The following is a 17,142-nucleotide window of genomic DNA, read 5'->3' as shown; positions in this document are numbered from 1 at the left end:
ACCTCTCCTCAGTACTTCCGGATCAACGGCGCCGGGGCGGCCGGCGCCGGGGCGCCGAACATGTAGCGGAAGCCGACCGAGACGATGTCGGCGCTCGAATCGACCACGCCCGCGAAGGCGATGTTGCCGACATTGTAGTCGCGCCCGACCCCCGCGAGGATGCGCGACCGGTCGAGGAAGAAGTGCGAGTAGGCGAGGTTCAGGGTCAGGCGCTCGTTCCAGCGGTAGCTGGCGCCCACCGAGGCGATGTAGCGATCGCCGTCGGGCAGCCGCACCGAGCGGTTGCGGAAGTCGATCGGCGAGGATTCGTAGGCGAAGCCGGTTCGCACGGTCAGGTTCGGCGCGGCGTCGTACTCGGCACCGATCGAGTAGGTGTAGCCGTCCTTGTAGTTCAGCGGCAGGTTGCTGACCGGCAGGCCGAGGCGGTTCGAGACGATGCCGACCGTGCCGAGCCGCGACCACTGATCCCACTCGAAGCCGAGATCGACCCGGGCGACCGGCGAGATCGCCTGGACCAGGCCGACGCTGAGCTTATCCGGGGTGTTGAGCTTCGCACGCACCTGCCCGGCCGTCGGCGCCAGCGCCACCAGCGGCACGCCGATCGAGCCGTCGATGTCGTGATGCACGGACGAGCGGTAGCCGATGCCGATCACGGTGCCGTCGCGCGGCGTCAGGGTGGCGCCCGCCGTGAAGCCGACGCCCCAGGATTCACCCTTGAGGAACGCGCTGGGATACACGGTCGGCGCGATGCCGGGGACCGGCAGGGCCTGCCGCAGGGTCAATCGGAAATACTCGATGTTCGGTCCAGCGGCGAGCGACAGCCACTCGTTGACCTTGAACCCGATCACCGGATTGAACGCCAGCGAGAAGATCCGGGACGAGCGCCCGTAGACTTCGCCGGCCCAGACCTGCCGGGGCTTGGTCACGAGGCCGAAGGGCGCACCCGTCGAGAGGCCGAGCCACAGGCGGTCGTTGATCTGGTAGGAGGTCGCCCCCGCGGGCACCACGGCGCCCTGTCCGATATCACCGGAATCGCCCAGGCGCGCGAAGCCCGGATTGGTCCCGGGCGCCGTCCGGATCTCGGAGGAGAGGCCGATATAGGTCAGGTTCTGCTCGGAGACGAAACCCGGGTTCATCGTGATGACCGCGGGATTCCAGAACATCGACGAGACGCTGCCGGAGCCGGCGGCCGCACCCGCGAAGGACAGCCCCTGGGCCTGGGTGCTCTGCTCGCGGATGCCGAAGGCTCCGGCCCGCGCCTCGCCGGTGCCGATCGCCGCCACCGAGGCCGCGAGCACCCATGCGCGCATTGTCCCGTTCATCTGCTCCCCCCGAACCGGATGGCTTGTTCGGGCGCCCTGATTCGACCGTGTCCCGGTCCGGCGCCGTTGTCGGTATGGTGCAGGTTTCCCCCGCTCGACCGCAACGGTGATCGCGAGCCTGGCCGATGCCGGAGGCGTCGACGATCGACAGATTCACGGTGGGGTTTTATCGCCCGGTTAGGCAATCAAACCTGCTTTTCTTGCTGGACAGACTGTTTTTCGCCGGCCCGATATAGAGATGCATAATATATCATCTTGCATCGGAATGTGCACTTTTTTGCTACGATGTTGCCAAGTTGCGACACCCCGAAATTGCGCGCCGCCGCCGCCGACGCGCTTGCACCGGCGGTGCTGCACGGCCATGGTCCCGGCGCCCGGCGTAGACCGGTTCCAGGGAAGGATGAGGAGTCGCGGCGATGAAGCTCTTCCGGCACGGCCCGAGCGGCGATGAGAAGCCCGGCCTCGTGGATGCGCAGGGCGGCCTGCGCGATCTGTCCAGCATCGTCCGCGACATCGCCGGCCCGGCCTTGGCGCCGGATTCCCTGGAGCGGCTGCGGGCCCTCGATCCCGAGACCCTGCCGAAGCTGCCGGCGGACACGCGGCTCGGCCCCTGCGTCGGCGGCACCCGCAACGTCGTCGCCATCGGCCTCAACTTCGCCGACCACGCGGCCGAGACCGGCTCTCCGATCCCCTCGGAGCCGATCATCTTCAACAAGGCGCCGTCCAGCCTGTGCGGGCCGAACGACACGGTGATCATCCCCAAGGGTTCGGCCAAGACCGACTGGGAGGTGGAGCTCGCCGTGGTGATCGGCCGCCGGGCGAGCTACGTCCACGCCAACGAGGCGCTGAGCTACGTGGCGGGGGCCTGCATCTGCAACGACGTCTCCGAGCGCGAATGGCAGCTGGAGCGCGGCCCGACCTGGACCAAGGGCAAGAGCGCGCCGACCTTCGGGCCGCTCGGCCCCTGGCTGGTGACGCTGGACGAGATCCCCGACCTCAAGAACCTCGCCATGAGCCTCGACGTCAACGGCGAGCGCCGCCAGACGGGCTCGACCGCGACCATGATCTTCGACGTGCCCCAGCTCGTCGCCTACGCGTCGCACTTCATGCTGCTCGAGCCCGGCGACGTGATCACCACCGGGACCCCGCCCGGCGTCGGCCTCGGCATGAAGCCGCCGCGCTACCTGAAAGCCGGCGACGAGATGGTCCTGCGCATCGAGCGCCTGGGCGAGCAGCGCCAGAAGGTCATCGCCTTCGACGACTGGACCGCCAAGGTCTCGGCCGGCGAGCCGACGCACTGAAGCGACGCCGCCGCCTCCGCACCGGATGGCGGCGGCCCGCAGGGCGCTTGATTTTGGCCACCGATCCCGCTCAAGAAGACATCATGAGCCAAGCTGCCGACCCGCACGCCTCCGATTTCCGCCACAACTGGAGCGTCGCGGAGATCCGCGCGATCCACGACCTGCCGTTGCTCGACCTCGTGTATCGGGCCGCCGCCGTGCATCGGGCGCACAACGACCCGAGCGACGTCCAACGCGCGAGCCTGCTCTCGATCAAGACCGGCGCCTGCCCGGAGGATTGCGGCTACTGCTCGCAATCGGCGCATCACAAGGGCACCGGCCTGCCGCGCCAGCGCCTGATGCCGGTGGATACGGTATTGGCCGAAGCCGCGACCGCCAAGGCCAACGGTGCGACCCGCTTCTGCATGGGCGCAGCCTGGCGCAGCCCGCGGGACGGCGCGGAGTTCGACTCGGTGCTGGACATGGTGCGGGGTGTGCGCGGCCTCGGGATGGAGGCCTGCGTCACCCTCGGCATGCTGACCGCCAGCCAGGCGGAGCGCCTGGCCGAGGCGGGGCTCACCGCCTACAACCACAACCTCGATACCGGGCCGGACTACTACGACAAGATCGTTTCGACCCGGACCTACGGGGACCGCCTGGATACGCTGGAGCGGGTCCGCGAGGCCGGCATCGGCGTCTGCTGCGGCGGCATCATCGGCCTCGGCGAGGGCGTCGGCGACCGGGTCGCGATGCTGCACGTGCTGGCCAACCACGCGCCGCATCCGGAGAGCGTGCCGATCAACGCGCTGGCCCCCGTCCCCGGCACCCCGCTCGGCGACAAGGCCGCGCCCGTCGATCCGTTCGACATGGTGCGGATGTGCGCCACCGCCCGCATCGTGATGCCGAAGGCCCGGGTGCGCCTCAGCGCCGGACGCAAGGCGCTGAGCCGCGAGGCGCAGGCCCTCTGCTTCCTCGCGGGGGCCAACTCGATCTTCTACGGTGAGCGCCTGCTGACCACCGCCAACAACGAGGCGGATTCCGACGCCGCGCTGCTGCAGGATCTCGGTATCCGCGTGGCGGAGCCGATCCTGGCCGCCGCCGAGTAGCGCGTCAGCCCTCGGGCAGCACGATCCGGAAGCGGGCGCCGCCCTCCTCCGGATCCAGGGTCAGGCTGCCACCGTTGATGCCGATCAGCTCGGCGGCGATCGGCAGGCCGAGCCCGGTGCCGCCCGAGCGGGTCGAGCCCTGGAACGGCGAGAACAGGTTTTCCCGGGCCCGCGCCGGCAGGCCGGGGCCGTTGTCTTCCACCAGGATGGTCACCCGGCCCGGCGCGTCGCGGCAGGCGGTGACCCGCACCGCGGCCTCCGGCACCGCGGCCCCGTCCAGCGCCTGCACGGCGTTGCGGACCAGGTTGGCCAGGGCCCGGGCGAGCTGCTCCGGGTCGGCCTGCACGCGGCATTCGCCGGCGTCCACGAGGACGCGCACGCTCCGCGCGGCGAGCGCGGCGAGGTCCGGCAATTCGGCGAAGAGCGGCGCCAGCGGCGTCGAACTGAGCGTCGGCGCACGCTCGGTGACGCGCCCATAGGCCAGGCTCGCCTCGCAGAACCGGATGGCCCGGGCGATGGCCCCGACCAGGCGCGGCGCCACCCGCTGGACCATCGGGTCGGCGGTGTCCTCCAGCCGGTCGCCGAGGAGCTGGGCCCCGGTGAGCAGGTTGCGCAGCTCGTGGCTGACCTTACTGACCGCCAACCCCAGCTCGGCCAGCCGCCGCTTCTGGCGGAGCTGGTCGGCCAGGATGCGCTGCATCCGGCCGAGGGCGCGTTCGGCCTGGCCGATCTCGTCGCGGCGGCGGGACGGCGCGATGATCCGGCCGGCATCCTCCGGGTTCTCCGCGAAGGCCGTGATGTTGGTGGCGAGCCGCCGCACCGGGCGAACGATCAGCACCTGCAGCACCACGAAGACCAGCCCGGCCGCCGACGCCGCGATGATAAGCGACGAGACCAGCAGGCGCAGCGCGTAGTCGATCATCGCGGCGCGCAGCGGCGCCTCGTCGAGCAGGACCTCGACCCGGTCGAAGCCGATGCCCCCCTCCCCGATCACCCGGATCGGCTCGCGGACCGGCGCGACCAGGGTCCGCCACGCCCCCCGGATGGTCGACAGGGCCGTGACGTCGCGCAGGTCGACCGTGTCGGCCACCGTCTCGGGCACCGGCTCGATGGCGAGCAGCCGCTGGGCGCCGCCGCCGCGGACCGCGATCGCCCGGGCGTTCACCCCCGCGAGCAGCCGGCTCTCCAGCGCCTCGGAGACCGGCTCGCCGGTCCGGCCGTCGAGGACCAGGGCGGCGACCTGCGCGGCCGCGACCCGGTCGGACATCCACTCGATCCGGTAGTTGGCCACCGCCGGCACGTAGGTCAGCACCTCGGCCACCACCACGAAGGCGACGGTGACGAGGAACAGCCGCCCGGACAGGCCGAGGCGGGCCGGACGCCGCTCGGGCACCTCGCGTGAAGCGGCGGCCGCCGCCGGCATCGTGACCGGGTCGGATTCGACGGCCACGCCCATCACGCTCCGACCGGGCATCGCGGGCGGGTGGGGGCGGGGTGGCAATTGCGAGAGCTCGAGCCGTTTCCGGCTTTCGCGCGGGACATGGGGTAACGCCGTCGTTTCAAAGCAGGGAATACAGGGGGCATTCCCGCGGGCACTATACGAGCACGATAGGGTCGAGGTTGCATGTACCTTAGAGCACCTCGAAAGAAGTCCACCGTCTCAGCGCCTGTGTCGCGCGCGTGCGCGACGGCCCATACGGTAAGCTCCGGAACACAAAAACACCGCCGGCGATCGGGTGATCGCCACGCCAGCAACGCCGATGCCCCAAAGCCCAGGACCCAAAAAAGCTTACCTAATCAATAACTTGGACCAGATGAGAATCCAAAATGCCAATCTCCGGCGACCGTCCTGGGGCGGAACGGGGCTGCCGTCACGCGGAACGCCCAGGCCACACGATTAGACCCTCGCGCCACACAGAGTGAAGAATAAATTTGCGCGCGGACAGAAATTTTTAACCGGATACTCAGTCACGCGAGAGCCGTTCCCATCCTCGATGTTACGCGCGCTCTTGGTCCGAACCGGCATCCATTTGATGGTTGGCGCCCCAAGACCCGAATGCCGCGCCGGACGCACCGGGCTCAGGCGCGCCGGAACCGGCGGCTCAACAGGACGCTGCCGAGCGCGAACACGGCGAGCATCGCCAGCCCGGCCACCATCTTGGGCGTGACCAGGGCCCTCAAGGTCAGAGCCTCGTCGCAACCGGCGGTCGCCGCGGCGAGGCAGGCGGCCTTGGCGGCCTCGTGGGCTGCGACCACGTCCTCGATCCCGGCGCCGGTTGTGGCGTAGACCAGGGCGCCGGGCAGCAGGCCCAAAAAGGTCGCCAGCACGAAGACCCGCATCTTCACCCCGCAGGCGGCGGGCGCGAGGTTCGTCATCCAGAACGGGAACAGCGGCAGCAGGCGCATCACCGCGATGTACCCGAAGGCGTCCCGCCGGAACGCGTCCGTGAATGCCGCCAGCCGCGTCCCGCCCATCCGGCGCAGCAGATCGGCCCCGGGTCCCTTGCCGATGGCGAACACGATCGCCGCCCCGGTGGTGGCCGCGCAGACCGCCGTGAGCGCCCCTGGGACGATCCCGAACAGGAAGCCGCAGATCATGGTCAGGAACAGCGTGGCCGGCACCGAGACCACCACGGAGGCGACGTAGACCAGGTAGGCCGCCACGACGGCGCGCACGTACCCGGCCTCGACGAAGGCATGCAGCCACGCCCGCGAGGCGAGCAGCCGGTCGAGGCTCAGGAGTTGCGCGACGCCCGAGACCAGCACGACAGCCGAGATGCTCAGGAGCAGGGCCAGCGGCAGCCACCGTCGCAGCCGCTTCCAGCGTCCCTCCGGGACGGACGCGAGCCCGACGTCGCTCACCCGGGCTTGCGCATCCGCAGGATCTTGAAGAACCCGCCCGGGAAGGTCGGCTTCAGCCCCAGAACCTCGACGCCGTTGCGCCGGGCCCAGGCCTCGATCCGGGTCGCCTTGAAGTCCGACGACCAGCCGATCTTGGTGCAGAGCGGCGCCACGACCTCCTCGACCCGGGCGAGCGGGCCGTCGCTCTGGCCGAAGTGGTTGGCCAGCACGATGCCGCCACCGGGCCGGACCACCCGCAGGAACTCCGACATCGCGGCCTCGGGGTCGGGGACCAGGGTGATCAGGAACTGCGCCACGACCGCGTCGAAGCTCGCATCGGCGTAGCCGAGGTGGCAGACATCCATCACCTGCAGGCCCTTCACGTGGGCCAGGTTGCGGCGCTTCACCTTGGCGCGGGCGCGCTTGAGCATGTCCTCGGAGAGGTCGACCCCGCAGACGAAGCTCGCCTTCGGGTAGTAGCCGAGCGCCAGCCCGGTGCCGACGCCGGCCTCCAGGATGCGCGGCCCGTGCTCGGCCGCGGCCTCCACGGCCGCGCGGGCCGCGGGCTCGGTGAGCTTGTCGTAGACCACGTCGTAGACGGGGGCCCAGCGGGCATAGGCCTTGCGCATCAGGGCCGTGCTCGGCCCGGCCATCTGCGGCTCGCTCAGCATCGTTCGGATTATCCAGAGATTGAGATCAGGCGGCTTCTCGGGGCCGGGCCGACAACGCATCGACCCGGCGGATGGTGCCGCCGCCCAGAACACGGGCCCGGGGGCCGTCGTCGCCGTAGAGCGCGCAGGCCTGGCCCGGCGAGACGCCGTCCTCGGGCTCGGCCAGCACCACCTCGGCGGTTCCGTCCGGCGCGATGGTGAGCGTCGCCGGCCGCGGCGGCCGGGTCGAGCGGACGCGCACCGCCACCGGCAGGTCGTGAACCGAGCCGGCCGGGCCCTCACCCAGCCAGTTCAGGTCCGAGAGGCGGATGCGCGTCGTCGCCAGGGCGGTGCGCGGGCCGACCACGACCCGGGCGGTGTCCGGCTCCAGGCGCACGACGTAGAGCGGCTCGGAGCCGGACAGGCCGAGGCCCCGGCGCTGGCCGACCGTATAATGGACGATGCCCTCGTGCTGCCCGAGCACGAGGCCGCCGAGATCGACGATTTCGCCGGGCCGAGCCGCATCCGGGCGCAGCCGGGCGATCACGTCGCTGTAGCGGCCCTGCGGCACGAAGCAGATGTCCTGGCTGTCGGGCTTCTCCGCCAGCGACAGGCCGAGGTCTTTGGCCAGCGCCCGGGTCTCGGCCTTGGACATCTCGCCCAAGGGAAAGCGCAGGAAATCCAGCTGCTCGGCCGTGGTGGCGTAGAGGAAATAGCTCTGGTCCCGGGCCGGATCGAGGGCGCGGTGCAGCGCCCGGCCGCCCCCCGGCAGGGCCCGGCTCGCCACGTAATGCCCGGTGGCCAGGGCGTCGGCGTTCAGGTCCCTGGCCAGCCCGAGCAGATCGCGGAACTTCACGGTGCGATTGCACTCGACGCACGGGATCGGGGTCTCGCCCGCGAGGTAGCTCTCGGCGAACTTCTCGATCACCGCGTCGCGGAACCGGTCCTCGTAGTCGAGGACGTAATGCGGGATACCGAGATGCTCGGCGGCCGCGCGGGCGTCGTTGATGTCCTGGCCTGCGCAGCACGCGCCCTTGCGATGGGTCGCGGCGCCATGATCGTAGAGCTGGAGCGTGACCCCGACCACGTCGAAGCCCTGCCGCTTCAGCAGCCCCGCAACCACGGAGGAATCGACGCCGCCCGACATGGCGACGACGACGCGCGTCTCGTGGGCTGGCTTGGGAAGGTCGAGGGCGTTCATCGCAGGGGTCCGCCGCCGCCGGCTGGAAGGCGTCTCGGCTGCACGGCCTGTCTATAGCGGGACTCCGATCGGCTTTCCAGGGTGGGGTTTTCGGGACTGGGTCGCGATGATCTGCGCACGCTCGGTGCCGGGCGTGGATCGCTCGGCCGGCGGCCGTGCGGGCGGCCTTTTCGCGGAGCGGCGGTTCGAAGGACATCCGATCCGGGCATCGGGTAGGCCGTCCCTCCCCCGTCTTGGTCTCCGAGCTGCGGCTCGATCGATGCCGCCACGCGCCGTCATCCCGGGGCCGCGCAGCGGAGCCAGGGATCCAGAGCCGCCGACCTGTCAAGCTCTTGCACCAAAAGCATTTCTAGCTTTCGGGCTGGCATGCGGCGCCGCGGAACGACCACGCGGGTTCTCAGGTATGGAGTCTCGATCCTCAGGAAGTGAATCGGCCAACCCGTGTAGCCCGCACGGGGAGCGGGGGCATGTCACGCCGCCGCGGTGACGATGGGGGTCGTCCACGCCCGCTATGACGGGCGGGAGTCGCGGATGTCTCTCCGCGCTGCCCATACCCAGCGCCCGCGTGACCTCCACCCGGCAAATGCTGCCGGGCGCGCGGCATTTTCGGACCCAGGCAAAATCCCGCGCCCAGGACCAGAACATAAAAGTCGTTATCGTTCCGATACTTAAGCGAGCGCCCCGATGGCCTGGCCCTTGCTCGATCGTCGACGAGGGGAGCCCAGCATGGCGAGCGGTGCAACGGATCGGTTGGATGTCACCGGGTGGATTCCGTCCGCCCGTTCTTCGGCCACGCCGCGATCGGGCTGGGATGCGGCCGGCGTCGCCGCCCGGGCCGGCGACTCGTCGCAGGATCGGTTCGCCGCGGCTCTGAGCGCGTCCCGGGCCCGGGACGCCGCTACGGCGGCTCGCACCCGCGACGAGAGCCAGCGCAGCCAGGCCGATGCGGCCCGCACGGCCGCGGAACGCGTCCGGGATGCCGCCGAGACCGCGAAGGCCCGCGCCGCCGCCCGACCGGATGCCCGCCCCGCCAATCTTCCCAAGCCGCCCGAGCGACCTGCGCAGACTCAGAGGACGGCAGCTGCGGATACGCGGCCCGCGACGACCCGCACCGCGACACAGGCGCCGGCCAAACCGTCGGATCCCGCCTCCGCCGGGGCCGGCCGGGTCACGGATCCGAGGGCGCAGCAAGCCTCCGACGCAGTGACGCGAAAGGCGGCCCCCGGCGCGACGGATGCCACCACAGCCGGGACCGACCCGAAAGCCGGCGATCCGGCCGCGGCCGAGACGGCGCAGATCGAACCGGCGCCGAGCGACGTGTCGGCCCAGACCGCGCCTCCATCGGCGAGCCCGGCCATGCCGGGAACGCTGACGGCTCTCCTGGCCGGTTTAATGAAGGGGGCCCCGCTCGTGGCCGGCGGCGCAGCGGTGGACGGCGGGGCCAAAGACGTCGGAGCCGTCGGCTCGGGCGGTACCGGGCTCGCCGGTTCGGGGACGGCGCCGACGCAGGCCGCGGGCGCGGCTGGAGCAAAGCCCGACCTCGCGGTCTCCGGGCCCAAGGCCGGTCCTCTTTCGTTGGGGAAACTCTCGGCTCAGGGCGCCAGCCCGGTCGAAGCGGTCAAAGCCGGCACGGCCGATCCTGCGGGCAAGGAGGCGGCCTCGAGCGCGGCCGCCGGCCAGGACTTTTTGACCGCCCTGGCGGATGCCGGCCAAGCTACCGGTCAAGCTACCGGCATGCAGGCCCCGGCCCCCGCCCATGGCAATCCGGACGCATCCCTCCTTGCACCCCAGGCGGCCGGATCGTCGAACGCGACGACGCAGGCCGCCGCGCCGGCCCCGAGCCAGGTGCAAGCCCCGCTGGATCCGGCGGTACCGCTCGGGCAGGTGCCGATGACCATCGGGCTTCGCTCCCTCGCCGGGTCGAGCGAGTTCCAGATCCGGCTCGACCCGGCCGAGCTGGGGCGGATCGACGTCAAGCTCGAAATCGACAAGGCGCGGGGCACGGTCATGACCCACCTGGTGGTGGAGCGGCCGGAGACGCTGGCCATGCTCCAGCGCGATGCGGGCCAGCTGCAGCAGGCCCTGTCCCAGACCGGGCTCGATCCCTCGGGGGGCGGCCTCAGCCTGTCGCTGCGCAGCGACGGCAACGCCCAGGGCGGCGCCAACGGCGGCCAGGGCGACGCCCCAAGGGGCGGCCCGGCCGCCTGGGGACAGGAACGCGCCGACGCCCCCCAGGAGGTTGCGCCGACGCGCTGGCTGCGCGGCTACGGCGGCCTCGACATCCGAATCTGACGCGATGCGCGATCAAGCCGCCTCGCGATTCGACATCGAACCATCATGCGTCCCGGCGTTTCGCCTCGACGCGCCACGGGAGCGAGCCGCATGACATCCGGGATATCCAACGTTACCAACACGTCATCCACAGCGTCGAGCAGCGGCGCGAGCGGCAACGGCAGCGAGATCGCCAGCAACTTCACGCAGTTCCTGACGCTGCTCACCACGCAGCTCAAGAACCAGAACCCGCTCGATCCAATGGACACAAACCAGTTCACGCAGCAGCTGGTGCAGTTCGCCGGCGTCGAGCAGCAGCTCAAATCCAATGATCGCCTCGACAGCATCCTGACCGCTTCGAAATCGGCGAGCTCCGCGTCGGCGACGAGCTATATCGGCAAGAGCATCACGGCGGACGGCAGCAGCTCCCAGCTCTCCAACGGCGCCGCGTCCTGGACCCTGACGCCCGCCCGGGCGGCCTCGAAGGCGGTGGTCACGATCCTGGATTCGAAGAACAACGTCGTGGCCTCGCAGAGCACGTCGCTCACCGCGGGCAGCCAGACCTATGGCTGGAACGGCAAGACGTCGGCGGGCCTGACCGCCCCGGACGGGACCTACACGATCAAGGTCTCGGCCTCCGACGCCACCGGGGCGAATGTCGCCGTGGACACCCAGCTCAACGGCACCGTGGACTCGGTCGACCTCAGCGGAGCGGCGCCGGTCCTGATGATCGGCTCTCAGAAAGTGCCGCTGAGCAGCGTCCAAAGCATAGGGTTGTCCACAAGTGGCACCTAACGAATCATATCCGAGTGATCCGCTTCAACATCTCTTAAGCGAGCGCAAGTACCTTCAACGCTCGACAGGTCAGTCGAGTGTAGAGCGTATCATGACCGAACCCAGCCGCCCGAGAGTGAAATACGTGATCGGGCCCGACGGCAGTCCTCTGACCATCGCGGATCTTCCGCCGCCGAGCACCCGTCGATGGGTGATCCGGCGCAAGGCAGAGGTCGTCGCCGCCGTGCGCGGTGGCCTCCTCAGTCTCGAGGAGGCGTGCAAGCGCTACACCTTGACCACCGAGGAATTTCTGAGCTGGCAGTTCTCGATCGACCAGCACGGCCTCGCCGGGCTGCGGACGACCCGGATCCAGCATTACCGGCACTGAAAGCGGCCGGAACATGGACCGCGCCCCCGGGCCCGGTCCGTGAGAACGCCCCTCCGAAGCCGCCTCCGCACTCCGGATGCGGCTTCGTTTCGTTCCAGGACCCAACTTTGCGCCCCCGAGGGCCCCGGCATTAACGCCTCGCTAACCACGGGCTGGGCAATTTCTGCCGGGCGGGCCGTCGGGTTCCGCCAGCGTTAGAGTGCAGCGACCCATCCCGTGAAGCCGGTTCTCGATCTCGTCTCGAAGCTTGGACCGGCCCGGATCGCCGCCATGGCGGCCGTGACGCTGACCCTCATCGGCTTCTTCGCCTTCATCATCCTGCGGGTCTCGCGCCCCGATATGGGCGTGCTGTTCTCGGACCTGTCGATGCAGGATTCCGCCGCGGTGATTCGCGAGCTCGACAGCCGCGGCATCCGCTACGAGTCGAAGGGCGACACCGGCCAGACCATCATGGCGCCGCGGGGCGACCTCGCCCGCCTGCGCATGGACCTCGCCGGCAAGGGCCTGCCGGTCCAGGGCGGCGTCGGCTACGAGATCTTCGACAAGGGCGACGCGTTCTCGTCCACCAACTTCGTCCAGAACGTGAACCACCTGCGGGCGCTCGAAGGCGAGCTCGCCCGCTCGATCCGGGCGATCGGCCGGGTCCAGGCGGCCCGCGTTCACCTGGTCCTGCCCGAGCGGCGCCTGTTCGAGCGCGACCGGGAGAACCCGAGCGCGGCCATCGTCCTGAAGCTGATGGGCGAACTCGATGCCGGGCAGGTGCGGGCGATCCGCCACCTCGCAGCCTCCGCCGTGGAGGGCCTGAAGCCCGAGCGGGTCTCGATCGTCGACGAGCGCGGCCGGCTCCTGGCCGACGGCGCCAAGGACGCCGACGCCAACGCCGCCAGCGGCTTCGAGGACCGGCAGCTCGGTCTGGAGCGGCGCCTGCGCGGCCAGATCGAGGATGTCGTCGCCGGCATCGTCGGCCCCGGCCGGGCCCGGGTCCAGGTCAACGCCGAGCTGGACCTCAACCGGATCGAGAGCCGGTCCGAGACCTTCGACCCGGAGAGCCGGGTCGTGCGCTCGGCCCAGACGCGGACAGAATCGGCCGTCACCGGCAACGCCGACGGGCAGGTCACGGTGGGCAACGAGCTGCCCGGCGCCAACGGCGGCGACAAGCCACCCGCCCCGAAGGACGCGACCAACAAGAACGAAGAGACCACCAACTACGAGATCTCGAAGGTCACCAAGACCGAGATCGCCGAGGGCGGCCGGGTCAAGCGCCTGTCGGTCGCCGTGGTGGTCGACGGGATCTACGCCACCACCCCCGACGGCAAGCAGACCTACACGCCGCGCCCGCCGGCCGAGATCGAGCGGATCACCGCCCTGGTGCGCAGCGCGGTCGGCTTCGACAAGGCGCGCGGCGACCAGATCGAGGTGGTGAACCTGCGCTTCGCCGAGGCGCCGAGCCTGCCGCAATTCAGCGAGCCGACCCTGATCCAGTCGCTGCTGGCACCGACCAAGGAGGACGTGCTGCGCATGGCCGAACTCTCCGTGCTGGCGCTCCTGACGCTGATCGTCCTGCTCACGGTGGTGCGGCCGCTGGTCCGGCAGGTGCTGGCGCCGGTCCCGGGCGCCGCCCCGGCGCTCGCGGGGCCCAGCGGCCTCGGCGACGCCGCGGCGGCGGCCGGCGCGGGCGCCGCGGTCACGCTGATCGAGCGGGACAACCCGACCGCCCGGCTGATGGAGTTCGCGAAGATCAACGGCCAGATCCAGGCCGACACGGTGCAGCGGGTCGTCGACATGGTCCGGGCCAGCCCGGCCGAGACCGTCGAGGTGCTGCGCACCTGGATCCAAGAAGAGTAGCGCGTCGAGGATCGGGGACGAACGATGGCGGCAGGTCTGGCGAATTCCCTGACGGCCGAGGGCGGCGACGCCTTCGCGACGATGCCCGGCCCGCAGCGCGCGGCCGCGCTGCTGCTGATGCTCGGCGAGGCCGAAGGCGCCCAGATCTGGCAGATGCTGGAGGAGGAGGAGGTCAAGAAGGTCAGCCACGCGATGGTCCAGCTCGGCACGCTGGAGGTCGCCACTGTCGAGAAGCTGATCATCGAGTTCGTGACGAAGCTCAGCAACAGCGGCGGCATCTCGTCGAATTTCGAGCGCACCGAGGCGCTGCTGCTGAAGATCTTCCCGTCCGATCAGGTCTCGCTGATCATGGCCGAGATCAAGGGCGCCTCGGGCAAGCGCGTCTGGGCCTCGATCGCCCAGGTCGACCCGGAGATCCTGGCTTCGTTCCTGCGCAACGAGTACCCGCAGACCGTGGCGGTGGTGCTGTCGCGGGTGCGGGCGGACTACGCCGCCAAGGTGCTCACCATCCTGCCGGAGGACTTCGCCATCGACGTCCTGAACCGGATGCTCCGCATGGAGACGGTGCAGAAGGAGGCCCTGCGCCACATCGAGGAGACCCTGCGGGTCGAGTTCGTCTCGACCATCGCGCAGACCCAGCGCCGCGACGCCCACGAGATGATGGCGGACGTGTTCAACGCCTTCGACCGCCAGACCGAGGGCCGGTTCCTGGCCGCCCTGGACCAGGCCAATCGCGGCTCGGCCAAGCGCATCCGCGAGCTGATGTTCACCTTCGAGGATCTGCTGAAGCTCGATCCGGGCAGCGTCCAGACCCTGATGCAGAGGATCGACGGCGCGACCCTGTGCCTGGCGCTCAAGGGCGCCAACGAGCCGACCCGGGCCTTCTTCATGAGGCAGATGTCGACCCGGGCCGCCAAGAACCTGACGGACGAGATGGCTTCGCTCGGCCCGGTCCGCCTCAAGGAGGTCGATGAGGCGCAAACGAAGATGACCGAGGTCGCCAAGGATCTGGCCGAGAAGGGCGAAATCATGATCGCCAAGAACAGCGCCGAGGAGGAGCTGGTCTATTGAACGCCTCCTCGCCCCAGATCGCGAAGCCGTTCCTGTTCGAGACCGACTTCCGCAGCCCGCGCCCGAGCGCGGCGGCCCAGCGCGCCGCCGATGCGGCCGCCCGCGCTGAGGTGGAGGCCCATGCCCGCGGCATCCAGGAGGGCTTGGTCCAGGCCGAGTCCCAGATCCAGGGCCGGCTCGCCGCCGCGCTGAACCACCTGGCCGAGGCCGCCACCGCCCTCCTGGCCCGGGCCGACGCGCACGAGGCCGAGCGCGAGGCGCAGGCGGTCGAGGTCGCGGTGCTGATCGCCCGGAAGGTCGCCGGCGAGGCGCTCGACGCCGCCCCGCTCGCCAGCATCGGCGAGGCTGCCCGGGCGGCGCTCCAGCACCTGCGCGGCGTGCCCCACCTGGTGGTGCGCGTGCATGACGGCCTGGTCGAGGAAGCGGAAACCCTGGTGAAGCGGCTCGCCCGCGAACGCGGCTACGAGGGCCGCCTCGTGGTGCTGGGCGATCCCGACATGCACGCGGGCGACGCCCGCATCGAATGGGCCGACGGCGGCATCGTGCGCGAGCGCGCCCGCATCGAGGCCGCCGTCGCCGACGCCCTCGGCCTGCCACCGACCCCGTAAGGAGCCCGGATGTCCGACGATTTCAGCCTGCCCCAGCTCGGCGAGAACGACCCCGACTACGCCGCGGGCTCGATCCGCGACACGCCCACGACCCCGAAGACGGCCGCCGACCTGGAGCAGCTGTTCGACGTGCCCGTGATGGTCTCGGCGGTGCTCGGCTCCTCCCGCATGCCGATCGGCGACCTGCTCCGGCTCGCCCCCGGCGCCGTGCTCGAACTCGACCGGAAGGTCGGCGAGGCGATCGACGTGTTCGTCAACAACCGACTCGTCGCCCGCGGCGAGGTCGTCCTCGTCGAGGACCGGCTCGGCGTGACGATGACCGAGATCGTCAAGGGCGAATAGTTTTTTGATCTGCGGCGGAGACCGTCGCCTTGCCGAGGCGGCCCGCGCTCCGCGCCACGATGTTTGAGAGGGACGAACCATGCGGCTCCTGATGATCGGGCGGCTCAACGGCGAGCTGATCACCGCCTCCAAGATCGCGATGCGGCGCGGCGCCTCCGTCACGCAGGCGGACGCGATCCCGCAGGGCCTCAACGTCCTGCGCGCCAAGGGCGCCGACCTGATCATGATCGACGTGTCGCTGGCGGTGCGCGACCTCGTCGACGCCCTAGAGGCCGAGCGGATCCGCACCCCGGTCGTGGCCTGCGGGGTCTCGGCTGACGCCCAGACCGCCGTCGCGGCGATCCGGGCAGGCGCCAAGGAATACATCCCGCTGCCGCCCGATCCCGAGCTGATCGCCGCGGTGCTGGAGGCGGTCGCCTCCGACCGCGCGGCCTTCGTGTGGCGCGATCCGGCGATGGAGCGGGTGGTCAAGCTCGCCGAGCAGGTCGCCCCCTCCGAGGCTTCCGTGCTGATCACCGGCGAGAGCGGCACCGGCAAGGAGGTGCTGGCCCGCCACGTCCACCTGAAGTCGCACCGGGCCGGCAAGCCGTTCGTCTCGGTCAATTGCGCGGCGATCCCCGAGGCGCTGCTCGAATCCGAGCTGTTCGGCCACGAGAAGGGGGCGTTCACCGGGGCGGTCGCCCGACGGATCGGCCGGTTCGAGGAGGCCAACGGCGGCACCCTGCTGCTCGACGAGATCTCCGAGATGGATGTGCGCCTGCAGTCGAAGCTGCTGCGGGCCCTGCAGGAGCGGGTGATCGACCGGGTCGGCGGCACCGCCCCGGTGCGGGTCGACATCCGCGTGCTGGCGACCTCGAACCGCAACCTGATGGAGGAGGTCCGCAAGGGGACGTTCCGCGAGGACCTGTTCTACCGCCTCAACGTCGTCTCGCTGAAGCTGCCCGCCCTGCGCGACCGGCCGGCCGACATCCTCGAACTCGCCGCCCACTTCGCCCGGAAATACGCCGAGGTGAACGGCGTCCCGGCCCGCGCCCTCAGCGCCGAGGCGCGGGCGCTGGTGGTGAAGAACCCCTGGCGCGGGAACGTGCGCGAACTCGAGAACACCCTGCACCGGGCGGTGCTTCTGGCCTCCGGGCCCGAGATCGGCCCCGACGCGATCCTGTCGCCGGATGGCGAGGCGATCGCCACGGCAGGCCCAGCCGGTCGTGCCGTGCAGGCCGCGGAAGCCGCCACCCGCGGCCTGGTCGGCCGGACCGTGGCGCAGGTCGAATGCGACCTGATCCTCGACACCCTCGACCATTGCCTCGGCAACCGCACCCATGCGGCCAAGATCCTCGGCATCTCGATCCGGACCCTGCGCAACAAGCTCAACGAGTACGTCTCGGCCGGCCTCGACGTGGCCGAGCCCGGCGCCGCCCGGGCGAGCGCAGCTTACGGCTGAGC

The 17,142-nt window shown here is 70.5% G+C and carries 15 protein-coding genes; 10 read left to right on the top strand and 5 right to left on the bottom strand.

Annotation, left to right across the window (positions count from 1 at the left end):
• Positions 1 to 8: 8 nt before the first annotated feature.
• On the bottom strand, positions 9 to 1,322 hold the full coding sequence (locus FVA80_RS28315) for an OmpP1/FadL family transporter (RefSeq protein WP_246692182.1): 1,314 nt from the start codon (positions 1,320 to 1,322) through the stop codon (positions 9 to 11).
• 416 nt (positions 1,323 to 1,738) lie between these two features.
• On the opposite strand from FVA80_RS28315, the gene FVA80_RS28310 reads away from it, so the two are divergent.
• Positions 1,739 to 2,623, top strand: coding sequence for a fumarylacetoacetate hydrolase family protein (locus tag FVA80_RS28310; protein ID WP_147909837.1), 885 nt, complete (start codon positions 1,739 to 1,741; stop codon positions 2,621 to 2,623).
• A gap of 83 nt (positions 2,624 to 2,706) precedes the next feature.
• Complete coding sequence (bioB, locus tag FVA80_RS28305) at positions 2,707 to 3,708, top strand: biotin synthase BioB (protein ID WP_147909836.1); 1,002 nt, start codon at positions 2,707 to 2,709, stop codon at positions 3,706 to 3,708.
• A gap of 4 nt (positions 3,709 to 3,712) precedes the next feature.
• Here bioB and FVA80_RS28300 read toward each other — a convergent pair whose 3' ends face one another.
• The 4 genes from FVA80_RS28300 to mnmA all read right to left on the bottom strand — a co-directional run bounded on the left by FVA80_RS28300 (position 3,713) and on the right by mnmA (position 8,400).
• A complete protein-coding gene (locus FVA80_RS28300; RefSeq protein ID WP_246692477.1) occupies positions 3,713 to 5,131 on the bottom strand; it encodes a HAMP domain-containing sensor histidine kinase in 1,419 nt (472 codons plus the stop codon).
• 656 nt (positions 5,132 to 5,787) lie between these two features.
• A complete protein-coding gene (locus FVA80_RS28295) occupies positions 5,788 to 6,570 on the bottom strand; it encodes a VTT domain-containing protein (protein ID WP_147909834.1) in 783 nt (260 codons plus the stop codon).
• A complete protein-coding gene (locus FVA80_RS28290) occupies positions 6,567 to 7,220 on the bottom strand; it encodes a class I SAM-dependent methyltransferase (RefSeq protein WP_092036629.1) in 654 nt (217 codons plus the stop codon). Before FVA80_RS28290 ends, FVA80_RS28295 begins: the two co-directional genes overlap by 4 nt.
• 25 nt (positions 7,221 to 7,245) lie before the next feature.
• Complete coding sequence (gene mnmA / locus FVA80_RS28285; RefSeq protein WP_147909833.1) at positions 7,246 to 8,400, bottom strand: tRNA 2-thiouridine(34) synthase MnmA; 1,155 nt, start codon at positions 8,398 to 8,400, stop codon at positions 7,246 to 7,248.
• Positions 8,401 to 9,126: 726 nt separating this feature from the next.
• Between mnmA and FVA80_RS28280 the strand changes: the two genes are divergently transcribed.
• The 8 genes from FVA80_RS28280 to FVA80_RS28245 all read left to right on the top strand — a co-directional run bounded on the left by FVA80_RS28280 (position 9,127) and on the right by FVA80_RS28245 (position 17,140).
• Entirely contained in the window at positions 9,127 to 10,692 is a 1,566-nt protein-coding gene (locus tag FVA80_RS28280; RefSeq protein ID WP_147909832.1) for a flagellar hook-length control protein FliK, read from the top strand.
• Between the two features lie 90 nt (positions 10,693 to 10,782).
• Positions 10,783 to 11,466, top strand: a complete 684-nt coding sequence (locus tag FVA80_RS28275; RefSeq protein WP_147909831.1) for a flagellar hook capping FlgD N-terminal domain-containing protein — start codon at positions 10,783 to 10,785, stop codon at positions 11,464 to 11,466.
• A 91-nt stretch (positions 11,467 to 11,557) separates the two neighbouring features.
• Positions 11,558 to 11,833 (top strand): DUF1153 domain-containing protein, encoded by a 276-nt coding sequence (locus tag FVA80_RS28270; RefSeq protein WP_007569077.1) that lies wholly within the window; start codon positions 11,558 to 11,560, stop codon positions 11,831 to 11,833.
• Positions 11,834 to 12,049: 216 nt separating this feature from the next.
• Positions 12,050 to 13,678, top strand: coding sequence for a flagellar basal-body MS-ring/collar protein FliF (gene fliF / locus FVA80_RS28265; RefSeq protein WP_147957909.1), 1,629 nt, complete (start codon positions 12,050 to 12,052; stop codon positions 13,676 to 13,678).
• A 24-nt stretch (positions 13,679 to 13,702) separates the two neighbouring features.
• Complete coding sequence (locus FVA80_RS28260) at positions 13,703 to 14,749, top strand: flagellar motor switch protein FliG (RefSeq protein WP_147907494.1); 1,047 nt, start codon at positions 13,703 to 13,705, stop codon at positions 14,747 to 14,749.
• Positions 14,746 to 15,357, top strand: a complete 612-nt coding sequence (locus FVA80_RS28255) for a FliH/SctL family protein (protein ID WP_147907495.1) — start codon at positions 14,746 to 14,748, stop codon at positions 15,355 to 15,357. The genes FVA80_RS28260 and FVA80_RS28255 overlap by 4 nt, the downstream gene beginning before the upstream one ends.
• A 9-nt stretch (positions 15,358 to 15,366) precedes the next feature.
• A complete protein-coding gene (fliN, locus tag FVA80_RS28250) occupies positions 15,367 to 15,699 on the top strand; it encodes a flagellar motor switch protein FliN (protein ID WP_147856538.1) in 333 nt (110 codons plus the stop codon).
• Positions 15,700 to 15,778: 79 nt separating this feature from the next.
• Positions 15,779 to 17,140, top strand: a complete 1,362-nt coding sequence (locus tag FVA80_RS28245; protein ID WP_147907496.1) for a sigma-54 dependent transcriptional regulator — start codon at positions 15,779 to 15,781, stop codon at positions 17,138 to 17,140.
• Positions 17,141 to 17,142 lie beyond the last annotated feature (2 nt).

Source organism: Methylobacterium sp. WL1 (genome assembly GCF_008000895.1).
In the GTDB taxonomy this organism is placed as follows: domain Bacteria; phylum Pseudomonadota; class Alphaproteobacteria; order Rhizobiales; family Beijerinckiaceae; genus Methylobacterium.
Note: the sequence above shows the minus strand (reverse complement) of the source record. Positions and strands in the feature narration are given on the sequence as shown.

Bases quoted from the DNA above. Each gene is read 5' to 3' on its own strand.
- fliN (WP_147856538.1), top strand. From the start codon at position 15,367: ATGTCCGACGATTTCAGCCTGCCCCAGCTCGGCGAGAACGACCCCGAC.
- mnmA (WP_147909833.1), bottom strand. From the start codon at position 8,400: ATGAACGCCCTCGACCTTCCCAAGCCAGCCCACGAGACGCGCGTCGTC.
- FVA80_RS28290 (WP_092036629.1), bottom strand. From the start codon at position 7,220: ATGCTGAGCGAGCCGCAGATGGCCGGGCCGAGCACGGCCCTGATGCGC.
- FVA80_RS28300 (WP_246692477.1), bottom strand. From the start codon at position 5,131: ATGCCGGCGGCGGCCGCCGCTTCACGCGAGGTGCCCGAGCGGCGTCCG.
- FVA80_RS28310 (WP_147909837.1), top strand. From the start codon at position 1,739: ATGAAGCTCTTCCGGCACGGCCCGAGCGGCGATGAGAAGCCCGGCCTC.
- FVA80_RS28275 (WP_147909831.1), top strand. From the start codon at position 10,783: ATGACATCCGGGATATCCAACGTTACCAACACGTCATCCACAGCGTCG.
- FVA80_RS28270 (WP_007569077.1), top strand. From the start codon at position 11,558: ATGACCGAACCCAGCCGCCCGAGAGTGAAATACGTGATCGGGCCCGAC.
- bioB (WP_147909836.1), top strand. From the start codon at position 2,707: ATGAGCCAAGCTGCCGACCCGCACGCCTCCGATTTCCGCCACAACTGG.
- FVA80_RS28315 (WP_246692182.1), bottom strand. From the start codon at position 1,322: ATGAACGGGACAATGCGCGCATGGGTGCTCGCGGCCTCGGTGGCGGCG.
- FVA80_RS28245 (WP_147907496.1), top strand. From the start codon at position 15,779: ATGCGGCTCCTGATGATCGGGCGGCTCAACGGCGAGCTGATCACCGCC.
- FVA80_RS28280 (WP_147909832.1), top strand. From the start codon at position 9,127: ATGGCGAGCGGTGCAACGGATCGGTTGGATGTCACCGGGTGGATTCCG.
- FVA80_RS28260 (WP_147907494.1), top strand. From the start codon at position 13,703: ATGGCGGCAGGTCTGGCGAATTCCCTGACGGCCGAGGGCGGCGACGCC.